Source organism: Chryseobacterium potabilaquae (genome assembly GCF_902728265.1).
Taxonomy (GTDB): domain Bacteria; phylum Bacteroidota; class Bacteroidia; order Flavobacteriales; family Weeksellaceae; genus Chryseobacterium; species Chryseobacterium potabilaquae.
Genome location: NZ_CACVBR010000042.1, coordinates 1 through 13,668, shown reverse-complemented (window position 1 = coordinate 13,668; position 13,668 = coordinate 1). Strand labels below are relative to the sequence as shown.

The following is a 13,668-nucleotide window of genomic DNA, read 5'->3' as shown; positions in this document are numbered from 1 at the left end:
TTTTTTTTTATTATATATGCATAAAGAAAAGGGGATTATAAAATTTATTTTATAATTCTTTTCAAAAAACATTGTTTAAAATTTTAAAAAGGGGATAAGAAAATTTTAAATATATTCCCCACATTTTTTGAGAAAGAAATTCAGCTACAATACCAATAAAATCGATAATGATTTCTGAAGTTTCTATAATGAAGAGTAAAAATACTAAAATAGCCGCTAAAATAATTAGCGGGAGCAAAACCTTGATGGTCTAATGGAGCCTGATCTATAATCATTTTTCCTTCCATTTTATTACTCTGAATCTCTATTTTAATTTTTTTAACAATATGATTTTTAGAAGCTAACTTCCAAAAGCATGCTACAAATATATAAAAATTATGTCAAATCAAACCTCATTAAATCATCAAGATCTTTAAGTAATGGATTTTTCTCTATAAATTTCTCGAATATTTTCCTCTTAGTGAGTACTTCAATTTTAAGATTCTCAAAATCTCTTTTATATTCTATTTCAATAGCATAATTATGGACTTTCCTCCTAAAATGATTAAAAAATTCACCATTTATCTTATCAAATTCTACTTTTGCAGAATCAGAAGGATATAAAATCTGAATTATTTTCTCATCTATTTTGACTAATTTAAACGTTTTTACAGCATTAAAAATAAAAGAATCTCTAGATTGTAATTGTTTTAAAAAAGTATTCCATTCTGTTTGTAAATCCGTTTCTGTAAAATGATTTTGAGGAAGGTTTTCCGTTTTAATAGATAAACTCTCATCTACCTCTACTTTTTCATCCCCTTTATTTAGAAATGAATTAATGCTGAAAGATGAGGATATTCCAATTTTAGATAATGGCTTAGTGGTTGTTTTTATAACAACGGGTTCAATATGATCTGTGAGAGGTTTACTCTCTACTTTAACCTCTTTTTGCTTATCTTGATTGTCAGAAGGGATTTTATCTTTCTTTTCCCTAAGAAGTGGGGCTAATATTAGGAACTTTTTTTTTTAGAGAGCTCTGTATTAGCTGTAAGTGAGGCTAATTGCATTAATGCAATTTCAACGGTTAACCTTGGATTTTTAGAGTTTTTATAATTAATATCCGCATGATTACAAATCTCAATGGCATCAATTAATTGTTGAGCACTCCATTTTTGACTTTGTTCTACAAATTTAACCTTGGTTTTTTCTCCTACCTCAATTAATTCGATAGTGGCTGTATTTTGTGCCATCATAAGATCCCTACAATGATTCCCTAGGCCTGCAATAAAAATGTGAGGATCAAAACCTTTTTTTACAATCTCATTAAAGGCAAAAAGGACTTCAGGAATTTTATTTTCTTTGGCTAGATCAACTATATTTAAATATTGATCATAATCAAGAATATTTAACACTTCAGCCGCTTTAGCTAACGTGATATTTTTCTGAGAAAAAGTAGATAACCTGTCGAAAATAGAAAGAGCATCTCTTAAAGCTCCATCGGCTTTTTGAGCAATTAAATAAAGAGCATCATCCTCATATTGTATATTTTCTTTATGAGCAATATTTTTCAAATGTCCTTGTATACTTTCAATTGTAATTCTCTTGAAATCATATATTTGACATCTTGACAATATCGTCGGGATGATCTTATGCTTTTCAGTGGTTGCCAAAATAAAAATAGCATGAGCAGGGGGTTCTTCAAGAGTTTTTAGAAAAGCATTAAAGGCCGCAGAAGACAGCATGTGTACCTCGTCTATTATATAGACTTTATATTTTCCAACCTGAGGAGCAAAACGAACTTGATCAATTAATTCTCTAATATCATCAACCGAGTTATTTGATGCTGCATCCAGTTCATAAATATTGTACGCAAAGCCGTCTTCTGAAATAGAACCATCTTTTTCATTGATTTTTCTTGCTAAAATTCTAGCACAAGTAGTCTTGCCTACCCCACGAGGTCCACAAAATAGTAAAGCCTGAGCCAACTGATTTTCTTCAATAGCATGTTCTAAAGTATCTGTAATATGAGACTGACCTACAACAGTTTCAAACTCTTGTGGACGATATTTTCTTGCAGATACGATAAAATTTTCCATTGGCCAAAAATAAGAAATATACTTCTAATTTGAAAGGGTAAAGTTTTCAAATTATCAACAAAATTCTATTTTTAGAAACAAAAATTTTCTTGCGGGCTATTTTTTGTTATAAGCAAAATCAATCAATTCAACCATAGCCTTCTGAACCTCATCTCTGCCCTCTTCACTTTTTAAATCTATTCCGCAAAACTTGCTTGCATTATACCCTGTATAGAGATTCAAATAATAGGCTCCTGAAATAATTAATGCCATGATTGCCCTATACCTTACCGCACCTTCTCCAAAGTAAGGATCTGTAATATTTTCGAAAAGCATTCCTCCTACTTCTTCACGCTGTTCAACGAGCTTTCTAAGTATTGGCTTGCTTTCTGAAAGTTCCCAAAGAATAATTTTTTGTAATTCTTTATTCTTTTTAAGACTTTCAAATTGATTAAGTACGGCTTGCTTCGTAAATTCTTTCCCTCCGTCTGAAAGATCTACTTCAATATTTTGATTGATCTTACTCCAATAGTCTTGAGATTTGATATATTCATCAATAAGCTTATCAGTACTTCCAAAGTACTCATAGATAAGCTTTTTATCAAATCCTGCTACGGCAGCAATTTTACTTACTTTCAAGCCAGAGTACCCTTTTACTCTCAAGATTTTGCCAACTGCAGCAAGTAATTTTTGTTTAGTTTTTTCTTTGTCCCTAATAGGTCCTTGCACTACTTTTCTAGGCATATGTTATTATTTTTTTGCAATATGCAATTTATTATTAATATCTTCAAATGCATTAAGTGTTTTGTCAAGCTGTTCTTTTTCATGTCTTGCCATTACACTCATTCTAATACGAGCATCTTTTCTCGCTACTGCAGGGTATAAAATTGGATTTGTATAAATCCCTCTTTCTATTAGTAGTCTTCCGACATCACCTGTTACATGAGGATCTCCAATTTTCACAGGAATGATTGCTGAACATGTAATTCCTGTGTCCAAGCCTAAGTCATTCAACCCTTTTTTAAAGTAATTAATATTACTCCAAAGCTTTTCTCTCCATTCCGGTTCTTCATCTATTAGATCAATCGCCTTAATAATTCCTAATGATGATGGAGGTGCAGTTGCGGAGAATATTTGTTGACGAGATTGGAATCTTACAAAAGCTACCAATTTCTTGTTTGCAATTACATACCCTCCTAGGTTACCAAAAGTTTTACTAAATGTCCCGGTCATAATATCAACCTTATCTAATAGATTGGTATCTTCAAGAGTACCTCTTCCTGTTTTCCCCAAAATACCGACTCCATGAACATCATCTACCATTAAGAAAGCGTTATATTTCTTTACCAAATTATAGATCTCATTCACATGAGAAGTATCCCCGTCTTGAGAATACACTCCATCTATGATAACCAATTTAGTACGATAGAGACTCTCCGCTGTTTTTAAAATATGCTCTAGAGCTTCTAAATTATTATGTGGAAATGTCTTTTTATTAGTAAAGGCACATCCTTCATGCACACTTGCATGCACAGCCATATCCAAAATAGCAAGATCTTCTTTTTGCATTAAAGCTTGCAAAGTTGCACTATTGGCTGTATAACCTGTAGTGAAAATGGCTGCCTCCTCTTGACTTCTTCCAAAGAAAGACGCTATTTTTTCCTCCAAGGCATTATGATAAGCAAAATAACCTCCAATAAGAGGAGTCGCTCCTGTTCCCGTTCCATACTGTTCAATCCCTTCAATGGCCGCCTGCTTTACTTTTGGATGTTGTGTAAAGCCTAAGTAATCACTTGAGACAAAGCTTACATACTCTCTATTTTCATTATCTATATTAACTTTTACGGTAGAATTCGTACCGGTTGTATTTTTCAACCTATAATTCATATGCCCGTTCGATTTCATATAGTTCAAAAAATCATAAAAAATCTCCGCTCTGTGAGCTATGTCTAGCTCTGGAATGTTTTCAAAGTCCTTAAATGTCGCTGTTTCAAAGTTAATACTCATCCTTAATAATATTTAGCTGTTTTGTTAAAACAAATATATTGATTATTTTGAATGGAGTCCAGTTAATTTTAATTTAAAAGACATTTATTAAAATATCTTTATCAAAAAACAAGAGATATTAGCAATAGCATAACAAAAATAAAAACATTCCTTTCTTATTATAAAACATTGATTATTTGAAAGTTTCATAATCTAATAACAAGATTTCACTTCGTAAAATACTATCGTGAAATGTAAGATGAAATTTTCCTAGACTTATTATAAAGCTAAATATTAAAAGCTCAGGAAAGAATTTCACCTCTTTATTGTATTATATCACTTGGAACAAATAATTTAACCTATATATTTTCTTCCATATATCTATTTTATTAATTTAAAAACTAGAATTACTAATTAAAATTTTCTAAATGTTTTTAATAAATCAATCTCGGAAACTACTTCATCATCAAAAGTGACCATTAAAATAGTCCTCCTCCCAAACCATGTTCTTTCTACTTCATACGTCCAAACCGGATTCATATAATAATTGAATCCATCCCCAATTTCTCCTTTAATTTCAATGCGGCTTTTGCCTAATAAATTGTTAAAATCCTCTCTTTTCATATAGTGTTTTTTATTCTCGTGCAAATAAAAGACCATAAATACGATAAAACTTAAATTTCTAATAAAAAAAACAACCTCGTATAACAGATTTTATCAATTAGAAACAAAATAAAGTTAGTGAAATATTAAAACAACTCAATAAAATAGGATAAATTATAATCGATATATAAAAATATATAAATTAAAAAATATAAACAATTATTAAAATGAAAAATATAAATAAAACAACAAAGTGATTAAATTTAATCTTATTGTTTTTAAAGCAAAAAAATTTATTATGTTAAATATTGAGGCATATATGTAAGATTGGAACATTCATCTTTTTTAACAGTTAATGGAGCAAATGAGTCCTTTCTTCTTCTAAATCTATTTTCATAATATGTTTCCTAATGAGATCTTCATCAAAGTGTCGATCTTTTTCATAATTCTGAGCAATAAGCCATTTCCTTTGTTCATTTAAAATATCAAGATAAATTAATTTCACTTCAAGCGACAGTAATTGATCAGACTCTTCTATTTTGCTTTTCCACTTTTCATGGATCTGTTGTAAGAAAATACTTTTTTCCAAATCTTCCCTATATTTTTCATTAAGATGCATAATAGTCAGTTTAGCGAGTTCTCGCTTAATCATCTCATCTGCTTCGTCATTTGGAAGATGATCATCATAATCAGGAAGTTCTATTTTTTTTATCAAATAAGGCAAAGTGAGACCTTGAATAATTAATGTGATAAGTATGACTATAAAAGTAATGAATAATATTACATTTCTTTGAGGAAAAATCGGGCCACCCGGATACATATGCGTCGGTATTGATAGTGCTGCAGCTAATGAAACCACACCTCGCATCCCAGTCCAACCTAGCACAACAGGTGCTTTGAAGCCAGGACTTCTCGTATCCGCTACCGTAATATAATTTCGGGCTATTAATGTAATAATAACCGCTCCATAGGATGACAATATTCTCACAATAATCAGCACCAATGTAATTAAAACACCATATCCGATAGCCGAAGATAAACCTACTCCCTCCAATCCGGATATAATTTCAGGTAAATCCAACCCAATCAACATAAATACCAACCCATTTAAAACAAATACAAGACTTTCCCAAACATTTACTCCGCGAAGACGGGAAGATGAACTTAAAAAATGATGTCTTTTATTTGATAAAAATAGCCCTCCACTTACTACAGCTAAAACTCCTGAGCCATGAATCTCCTCTGCGGCTATATACATTATATAAGGAGCAACGATGGTGAGTATCGTATCCATATTAGCATCTGTAGGTAATATCTTTTGGCCTTTCATAAAAATCCATCCTACACACAAGCCTACACCTATTCCTCCTATTAACATCCACGAAAAACTTATCGCAGCCTGATACCAGACAAATTGTCCAGTCGCTATTGCGATCATTGCAAAACGAAAAATAATAAGGGATGAAGCATCATTTAACAAACTTTCTCCTTCTAAAATAGAAGATAGTCTTTTAGGAACTTTTACAAACTTAAGAATAGCACCCGCGCTTACAGCATCAGGAGGAGAAACAATCCCTCCTAATAAAAAACCTAAAGCTATTGAAAATCCCGGGATAAAGTAATTTGCTATAAAGGCCACTGAAATTGCCGTGAGAAAAACAACGATAAAAGCAAAACTTCCAATAATACGCCTCCATTTCCATAATTCTTTCCAAGAAATTGCCCATGCAGCTTCATATAATAAAGGAGGCAAGAAAATAATAAAAATCAACTCCGGATCAACATGAACAACAGGAACTCCAGGAAGCAAGCTAATGAATACCCCTGCAATTACTAGTAAGACAGGATAAGCGACTTTCACTTTATTAGCCAACATGATTAATAAAGTAATTGCTACAATAAGTAGTAAATAAAAAGGAAAATCTTGCATCATTTTTTTACATTATTTTTTAATTCATCATACAAAAACTACAAAACAACATAAGCCTACACCTAAAAAAGAGCAATAAAGAGCAATAAATAATCATTTTTGATAAAGTTACCATACGTATTAATCCTCAAATTTGTAACTATCAATAATTAAAAAAAACACAAAATGAGAAATGTTACAAAATTATATTCATTAAAAACATACTTTTCGTATTCAACAAACGAATAAAGAACCCTTACGAATATAAAAATATTTTCATGAAAATATTACTTTTCATTGATTTTTAGAAGAAACCTATTATTCTGTACATGGGCTTGTCCTGAAGCAATTCAAGGATGAGCCCTGTTTAAAAAATTCATTTTGAATATAACCTGATTTTTATCTTTTAAAAATTGCCTTATTTATCAAATTGATTTTTAATAATTAGTTTTCACATATAAGATTTAACAAAACAAAAGAAATATGGACAACAAAAAAGTATTTGCGCTCGTTTTCAATTCAAACCATTATCAAGTTCTCCCTATAGAACAAGCAAAGGAGAAAATAAATGTAAAAAAAGACTTTTCAATTATTAAGAGTGATACCAATTACAATACCTTAATCAAGAAAAAAGAAAGCTTAAATGTAAATTTAATGTTACGATTAATGGAACTCAATCACGCCGACAGTTATTAATGTATTTTCTAATTATAAAAATAAAAACATTTGAAAAAATTCTACACTTTTTAACAAAACAAAATTACATTTATAGAATTTCCTCTTGAGGAAAAAACAATAAATAAAATTATAAAAGAATTAAATTTCACCCAATTCTTATTTTATCCCGATTTAAGATATTTCAGATTAGTTCAGTATATTTGATATTCAATATATATCGAAAGATATATTTAAAATTACCCAAAATGATTTTTGGGTAATTTTAATATTTCAATGAATGAATATTGAAATAATACCCCATAACTATATAAAAATACATTAATTTCGAACAAGAGAAAAAGTAGAAAATTTATCGCTTCCTCCTTCATTTCCTCTATACGAAATTAATAGTATTGGAAAAAACATTTCTAATCCTCAAAATTCGAGTTAATTAACAGCATGAATATTCATGAAAAAGCAAATAACGGCAGCCAACGATTTAGATATATAAAACTTTGCGTATTCTTATCAGGACTTTCTGTATTTGCTCAACTTTATCTATTTCAACCCTTGCTCCCTATAATAGCAGATCATTTTAAGACCTCCGTAGGAAACAGCTCTTTACTTGTTTCTTCTTCCACCATCGGAATGGCAATAGGCTTATTTTTCTTTGCATTTAAAGCAGATAGCTATTCGAGAAAAAATCTAATGACATTTTCTTTACTTACATCATCCCTACTCACCATTATTTCAGCTTACATTCCCAACATGAGTGTATTGATCATATTCGGGGTTTTAAAAGGTTTTATCGTATCCGGAGTTTCTGCTGTTACTCTGGCTTATATTACCGAAGAAGTGGATCGATCAATAGTTCCTTTAGCTATAAGTATGTATTTGAGCGGAAATATAATTGGAGGGATGAGCGGAAGAATACTCTCCACTATTTTAGCAGGTGAATTTGGATGGGAAAACTCTGTACTTATTATTGGTATCGAGAGTCTACTATTAGGCATATTATTTTGGATTTTTTTTCCAGATTCCATTTTTTTTCACCCAAAAAAAATTGACTATTCATTAAAAGTGAAGCAAATGAAAAAATTCTTACAAGATGCTTATATGCTTCATTTATATCTTATTGCTGCTCTCTTAATGGGAGCCTTTATAAGTATATATAATTATTTAACTTTCCGACTAGAATCGGCCCCATTCCACTTAAATCATTTCCTCATAGCCTTTATTTTCTTAATGTATATTTTTGGGGTATTGGGAACGATGATTACAAGTAAATTATCCAAAAATATTGAACAAAAAGTCATTCTTAAAAGCGCCATCGTCACCATCATTATCGGAAGTCTATTTCTCTTTTCCGAAAACATTTATATGGTCACTTGTGGGCTTGGTATTTTCACTCTTTCATTTTTTGCAGCCCACACTATAGCAAGCCAAATGACTGCCCTTCATGCCAAAGAAGGAAAATCTTCAGCCACTTCTATCTATTGGTTGTTTTATTATTTAGGATCTAGTATTTTAGGGAGTAGCACAGGATACATCCTCCATAGTACTTCTTGGAACTTCTTTATTCTATTTATTATTTTAATTATTCTCATTACTTTTTTATTGAGTGGCAAAAATAATTAATCCAAATAAGCATCTTTAAATATCCCATTTACATTATAAATTTACCATCAGGATACCATGACTTTCTTAATATCATTTTTTTCATACTAAAGAAGCAATAGATATTTTTTATGATAAACATAGGTATAAGGCATAATATTTGCAAATATAATTTAACCAAATAAATCATTTCTATTGATTTTAACCACCAAAAAGCAAAATACTATGAATGCAGAAGATATGAAAATTAATAATTTAGTAGAATATAAAAATCAGACTTACGTTATAAGTGAAATTTTTCAAAATAATCAAAAAGATTATTTTGTAAAGATAGAAAATGATATTCAGGATTTATTCATTCCTGCCAAAAATGTAAAACCTATACAAATCACAGAGGAATGGCTTCAGAAGTTTGGTTTTTCAAAAATATATAAATCTGATCAAATCATCCGATATGAAAGACCCGAAGAATTTATAAAATATGATATTGAACTCAGTTCAAAAAAAATCACAGAGGGATTAAAGATTTATGGTAATTTAATAAAGTGTAAATATATTCATGAGTTTCAAAATATATTCTCCAGTTTATTTGGCCAAGAATCATTCAGCCTTAATAATCCTATTTTATCTACCGTTAGATCTTAATTATAAATATATTTTCAAATATAAAACTGCCTCTTTACAGGGGCAGTTTTACAAAAATTCATTTATAATAATTGTGTAAAGAAATTATTCTATTTTATAAAAATTCTTTTTTCCATTTAGTAATTGTATTTCTACTCAGCTCAAAATGTCTAGCCAGTTCAGTGTTCGTAAGATGTTTCTTTTTTTGATAATCAAGAATTTCAAAAATAACTGATTTATCGTATGATTTAAATCTTTGATTAAACTTATTGGACATATGGTTTGAACCGTTGGATAATAATTTATTCAATTTAACAACATCCAAAACAGTTAATTTTTCTTTACGAAGATATCCTTCACAAACCTTTATCTTTTCAGGATATTTCATAGCAATCATATCACTGTAGATTTTTTTGTAGTTAGGTACGTTTTTCATTTTGTGTTTTTTATGTAAAAATTTGTATTTCAATCCCCAGATGGACACAAGGCTATAAATTTCACAACCAATCATAAGATATAACTGCCTAAAATTTCATAAGTAATAATTGAAAACAGCCTTCAATATTCTGTACCTTCACTCCTTATCGAAGCATCTTTTTTGTTTCTATCTTTTGAACTTTATTTTTTTCAAAAAACAAAAACAACACCTTACAAATTCCAAACCAGCCTTCATTTAAGGTATAGCTCCATGTATCTGAATGATAATAATTGAACTCTTGGCCAAATTCTTCTATAATCTGTTTTTTATTCTTCCCTAAAAGGTGTTTATAATGATCAGCTTTCATTCTTGACAAATTTAAATGTTAGCACTTTTGTATATAATATCCGTGGATCGATCTCAGGATTCTTATTTTATTATAAACAATTCTTTATATTATCACGCAACAGAAGTGACATTATTAAAAATAATTATTTTGAAATCAACAATAAAAAGAAAGCATCTTGTATAGGTCATTTACAATATAATAATTTCTGCTTCTTGTAAAGATTTGTTAAGTTGATTCAAATCAATCTCATTTAGAGGAGGTACAACATTATAGTGAAAACGAATAAGATTGTATTTATCGGGAGACCTTTTATATAAATTCAATTGCGTTCCCCAATAATTATTCTCCAATCTATAATATTTCACTTTTGATTTGGGTAATTCCAATCTTTTACCATTTTTTTTAAAAATCAGACGGTTATAAATAATAGTAATTACTTCCCCATAATATTCATATTCAAAATATTTGACTGTCAAACTAATATATAAGAGAACTAAAAGTTCTATAAAAATTGCCATCAAGGCCACCAACATAAAGTTGAACTTAAACAGTGTAAGTACAACTGATACAGCAACAATCATAAATACATTAATTAAAATAAATGTATTTCTTACATATGCTTTTACTTGTTTTTTATTACTTATTTTTACCATTTGTCATTTTTTTATAATACTAATAAGATCTACTTTGCCTATTTCACAGATCTTACTTTATATTTCTAGTACTTTCTAAGCCACTTATAAAGAGTTGTTTTAGGAATATTATACTCCTTCATCACGTCTTGTTTGCTTTTTTTATTTGTTCTTATAAGATCAGTAATAAAATCTATCACTTCTTTTGTATATAAGTTTTTTCTAAAAACAGGTAATGATGGAGCAGCTTTAGCAGGGGGAACATTTGTTGCTGCAGGTGGAGCATAAAGAATAAGATGTTGAGAATATACTCTAAAGAAGTCATATTCTAAAAGTTTACTCCAGCGTAAAAGAGAACCTGCCTCTATACTATTACTATTGTAAACCTCATCTATTTGACTTTCAGATAATTTCATAAAAACACATATTCTTTTTACATCTGTTTTCATTTCTTCCACCCTCTTCTTTATTAATCCACCTATATGTATTTCTTTAAATATACTATCTTCCATAATTACCTATTTTTCGATCTAACAGTTGATCAATTGAATATTTTTGTATATTATTTATTTAAAACAAAGCCTGCATCAGCCTTTCTGGTAAGTATAACTCCTTTTTTATCCAATAAAAAGATTGTAGGAGTTCCTGAAACGCTATAGTTTTTAAAATTCGGTCCACTGGTTCCTTTTAGATCACAATAGGAATCTTTCCATTTAAATTTACCAGAAGAGTTTTTAAATATCTCCATATCAGTATCCCCGGAAATAGCAATTATTTTGATTTTTTTCTTCTCAATAACGCTATATTTATCTAAAATACTATTTAAAACACTTTCACAATGTCCACATCCCCATTGGTAAAATACCAACATTGTATTTTCATATCCTTGATCTGCAAATTCCGAACTCTTTAGTGTTTTTATAGATCCGTTTGAATCTGTGATCATCAAATCTGGAGCCTGGCTGCCAGGAACCGTATTTTTATAAACAGATAAATCTCCTTTATACTCTGTTATTTTTTGAGAAGCCAGTACAGCTGGAGCTATTTTCTCAATGAGATCATCTTTCCCTTGCGCAGTAAGACTATGGGTAACCCTATCAACGAAAGATGTATACATTATAGGACTTTTTAATTTATCCCCTATTTTTTTAAAATTTTGCAAAAATAAGTTTTCATCTACCGGCATCATACTTTCAATATCAACCCACGAACCTATTATTGTACCCCAATGACCAGATGTATAAAGCGCCTGCCAATCCATATCATTTGTTATAAAAACTCCTACATCTTTGGCTTTTTTAGCCTCATCTACTTTAAGGCTACTAACTCCTACTCCAGTCGTGAAATTACTGATAACTAAAACCTTACTAGCATAAGTGTTCAAATTCAATAAACACTCCCGGAAATCATCATAGCTACTTACTTGTTTATCGTATTCTTCTTTATAGATGCCGTAATTTTTATCAGTTTTTGGGTACACCCTCATAGCTTGTGACATCACAGAAAATTTGTCAAGAATTTTAGTCTGTGTAGTATAAAGGCTATCCAACATCTTATTTTGGGTATTTCCTTTATAAACGATATCATTATTTGAAGGTTTTTTCACCAAACAATCTACCGAAAAATCCTTCTTATCAATAACCATATCTAATCCTCCGCCTTCTGCTGAATTTGTAATTAACCAGCGACTCATCCCTTGGTAAGGAGCATATTCCTTAGGTACCTCAAGAACAAATCTTCCATCAGGAGGAATAGTCCCTTTTTGTACAGGAGTATTTTGCCCCTGAAATAAAACAAAATCATATGTTTTGCCTGCAAACTCAGGAAAATACATGGAAATTTTTTGAGCATTCGCCGTTTGAAAAGCTCCTAAAGCAAAAAATAAATACGTAATTTTTTTTGTGCGTCTCATTTTGATATTATATTATTCTTGGTATAACAATCATTTTTATATGTACTTATCTGAACGAACAGATAACTTTATAAAAATATATAAAAATACACATACATTGATCGTTTATGCCCTTCTATTTTTAAATTAACATTCAAAATAGAAATCCTATACCTTAACAAAAGTTTGTATTTACAGAAATATCTTGAAAAAGTTGCTACGGAAGAGCAACATGATGGAATACTAATTGTTAACGAAATTATATAACTAATAACGATAATATAAAAAAATGATTTATTTTACATATAATTCATAATCTATAGTAATTATCATATAATCTCTATCACTAATAATTCTTTTTCATCACTTGTATTTCAAAATAGTTCTAACTTACGATTGTATTATAACTATTTTTCTTTAAAAATATATACTTTAATTTTTTAACTATTTGTGTCATAAAATTTCTGCCCCTTTTTTATAAAGATCCAGGGATAAAACCCCGGATCGTTTATGGACTCAGAAAGGGGCATCCTTATAAATCCTTTCTCATCATCAAGTTTTTAGTATTTTCAATACTACTTTGTGTTTCACAAATTTAATATATGAAAAAATTAAATCCCAACGAATGCATATAGATTTTTCATGAGTGTGGTATAAAAAAATCACTACCATTGTAGATTTACATCTACAATAAGGTATACATTAAAAATACACTAATATTTTATCGAAAAACATGTAAATTTAAGAAAAAAGATTTCAATTAATGAATATCATATTTAAAATTAAAAATTACTTACCTATAAATTATCAAATAATAAAGGTAAAATAATTAATTTAATAAAATCACTTAATTGTGATTTAGTATATAAAAATAACTCACTTTTGTAAATTTTACCCTTACATGTTATGATATATAAAATTACAATAC

At 29.5% G+C, this 13,668-nt stretch carries 13 protein-coding genes; 3 read left to right on the top strand and 10 right to left on the bottom strand.

Annotated elements, in window-relative coordinates:
• Window positions 1-989 precede the first annotated feature (989 nt).
• From dnaX to CHRY9293_RS15800, 5 genes are all read right to left on the bottom strand, one after another.
• Window positions 990-2,075, bottom strand: coding sequence for a DNA polymerase III subunit gamma/tau (dnaX, locus tag CHRY9293_RS15820; protein WP_122547001.1), 1,086 nt, complete (start codon window positions 2,073-2,075; stop codon window positions 990-992).
• A gap of 96 nt (window positions 2,076-2,171) precedes the next feature.
• Window positions 2,172-2,798, bottom strand: coding sequence for a TetR/AcrR family transcriptional regulator (locus CHRY9293_RS15815; RefSeq protein WP_162033872.1), 627 nt, complete (start codon window positions 2,796-2,798; stop codon window positions 2,172-2,174).
• 6 nt (window positions 2,799-2,804) lie between these two features.
• Complete coding sequence (locus CHRY9293_RS15810; protein WP_162033871.1) at window positions 2,805-4,061, bottom strand: aminotransferase class I/II-fold pyridoxal phosphate-dependent enzyme; 1,257 nt, start codon at window positions 4,059-4,061, stop codon at window positions 2,805-2,807.
• A 393-nt stretch (window positions 4,062-4,454) separates the two neighbouring features.
• Complete coding sequence (locus CHRY9293_RS15805) at window positions 4,455-4,664, bottom strand: hypothetical protein (RefSeq protein WP_162033870.1); 210 nt, start codon at window positions 4,662-4,664, stop codon at window positions 4,455-4,457.
• 331 nt (window positions 4,665-4,995) lie between these two features.
• The gene (locus CHRY9293_RS15800; RefSeq protein ID WP_162033869.1) at window positions 4,996-6,576 is read right to left on the bottom strand and encodes a Na+/H+ antiporter; all 1,581 of its coding nucleotides are present in this window, start codon (window positions 6,574-6,576) and stop codon (window positions 4,996-4,998) included.
• Window positions 6,577-7,035: 459 nt separating this feature from the next.
• Here CHRY9293_RS15800 and CHRY9293_RS15795 point away from each other — a divergent pair, with 459 nt between their 5' ends.
• The 3 genes from CHRY9293_RS15795 (at window position 7,036) to CHRY9293_RS15785 (ending at window position 9,471) form a co-directional block, all read left to right on the top strand.
• A complete protein-coding gene (locus CHRY9293_RS15795) occupies window positions 7,036-7,248 on the top strand; it encodes a hypothetical protein (RefSeq protein WP_162033868.1) in 213 nt (70 codons plus the stop codon).
• 420 nt (window positions 7,249-7,668) lie between these two features.
• Complete coding sequence (locus CHRY9293_RS15790) at window positions 7,669-8,847, top strand: MFS transporter (RefSeq protein ID WP_162033867.1); 1,179 nt, start codon at window positions 7,669-7,671, stop codon at window positions 8,845-8,847.
• 204 nt (window positions 8,848-9,051) lie between these two features.
• Entirely contained in the window at window positions 9,052-9,471 is a 420-nt protein-coding gene (locus tag CHRY9293_RS15785) for a hypothetical protein (protein ID WP_162033866.1), read from the top strand.
• Window positions 9,472-9,565: 94 nt separating this feature from the next.
• Here the strand turns inward: CHRY9293_RS15785 and CHRY9293_RS15780 are convergent, their stop codons facing one another.
• From CHRY9293_RS15780 to CHRY9293_RS15760, 5 genes are all read right to left on the bottom strand, one after another.
• Window positions 9,566-9,886 carry a helix-turn-helix domain-containing protein gene (locus CHRY9293_RS15780; protein ID WP_162033865.1) on the bottom strand — a complete coding sequence of 107 codons (321 nt, stop codon included), beginning with the start codon at window positions 9,884-9,886 and terminating at the stop codon, window positions 9,566-9,568.
• A 145-nt stretch (window positions 9,887-10,031) separates the two neighbouring features.
• Window positions 10,032-10,235 carry a hypothetical protein gene (locus tag CHRY9293_RS15775; RefSeq protein ID WP_122546993.1) on the bottom strand — a complete coding sequence of 68 codons (204 nt, stop codon included), beginning with the start codon at window positions 10,233-10,235 and terminating at the stop codon, window positions 10,032-10,034.
• 170 nt (window positions 10,236-10,405) lie between these two features.
• Window positions 10,406-10,870: a hypothetical protein gene (locus CHRY9293_RS15770; RefSeq protein ID WP_162033864.1), complete on the bottom strand. Its 465-nt coding sequence runs from the start codon at window positions 10,868-10,870 to the stop codon at window positions 10,406-10,408.
• A gap of 65 nt (window positions 10,871-10,935) precedes the next feature.
• Window positions 10,936-11,361, bottom strand: a complete 426-nt coding sequence (locus CHRY9293_RS15765) for a helix-turn-helix domain-containing protein (RefSeq protein WP_122636310.1) — start codon at window positions 11,359-11,361, stop codon at window positions 10,936-10,938.
• A gap of 50 nt (window positions 11,362-11,411) precedes the next feature.
• On the bottom strand, window positions 11,412-12,761 hold the full coding sequence (locus CHRY9293_RS15760) for a TlpA family protein disulfide reductase (protein ID WP_162033863.1): 1,350 nt from the start codon (window positions 12,759-12,761) through the stop codon (window positions 11,412-11,414).
• Window positions 12,762-13,668 lie beyond the last annotated feature (907 nt).

Excerpts from the sequence above, each read along its gene's own strand:
- CHRY9293_RS15800 (WP_162033869.1), bottom strand. The coding sequence starts at position 6,576 with ATGATGCAAGATTTTCCTTTTTATTTACTACTTATTGTAGCAATTACT.
- CHRY9293_RS15785 (WP_162033866.1), top strand. The coding sequence starts at position 9,052 with ATGAATGCAGAAGATATGAAAATTAATAATTTAGTAGAATATAAAAAT.
- CHRY9293_RS15770 (WP_162033864.1), bottom strand. The coding sequence starts at position 10,870 with ATGGTAAAAATAAGTAATAAAAAACAAGTAAAAGCATATGTAAGAAAT.
- CHRY9293_RS15765 (WP_122636310.1), bottom strand. The coding sequence starts at position 11,361 with ATGGAAGATAGTATATTTAAAGAAATACATATAGGTGGATTAATAAAG.
- CHRY9293_RS15795 (WP_162033868.1), top strand. The coding sequence starts at position 7,036 with ATGGACAACAAAAAAGTATTTGCGCTCGTTTTCAATTCAAACCATTAT.
- CHRY9293_RS15810 (WP_162033871.1), bottom strand. The coding sequence starts at position 4,061 with ATGAGTATTAACTTTGAAACAGCGACATTTAAGGACTTTGAAAACATT.
- dnaX (WP_122547001.1), bottom strand. The coding sequence starts at position 2,075 with ATGGAAAATTTTATCGTATCTGCAAGAAAATATCGTCCACAAGAGTTT.
- CHRY9293_RS15780 (WP_162033865.1), bottom strand. The coding sequence starts at position 9,886 with ATGAAAAACGTACCTAACTACAAAAAAATCTACAGTGATATGATTGCT.
- CHRY9293_RS15790 (WP_162033867.1), top strand. The coding sequence starts at position 7,669 with ATGAATATTCATGAAAAAGCAAATAACGGCAGCCAACGATTTAGATAT.
- CHRY9293_RS15815 (WP_162033872.1), bottom strand. The coding sequence starts at position 2,798 with ATGCCTAGAAAAGTAGTGCAAGGACCTATTAGGGACAAAGAAAAAACT.
- CHRY9293_RS15805 (WP_162033870.1), bottom strand. The coding sequence starts at position 4,664 with ATGAAAAGAGAGGATTTTAACAATTTATTAGGCAAAAGCCGCATTGAA.
- CHRY9293_RS15760 (WP_162033863.1), bottom strand. The coding sequence starts at position 12,761 with ATGAGACGCACAAAAAAAATTACGTATTTATTTTTTGCTTTAGGAGCT.
- CHRY9293_RS15775 (WP_122546993.1), bottom strand. The coding sequence starts at position 10,235 with ATGAAAGCTGATCATTATAAACACCTTTTAGGGAAGAATAAAAAACAG.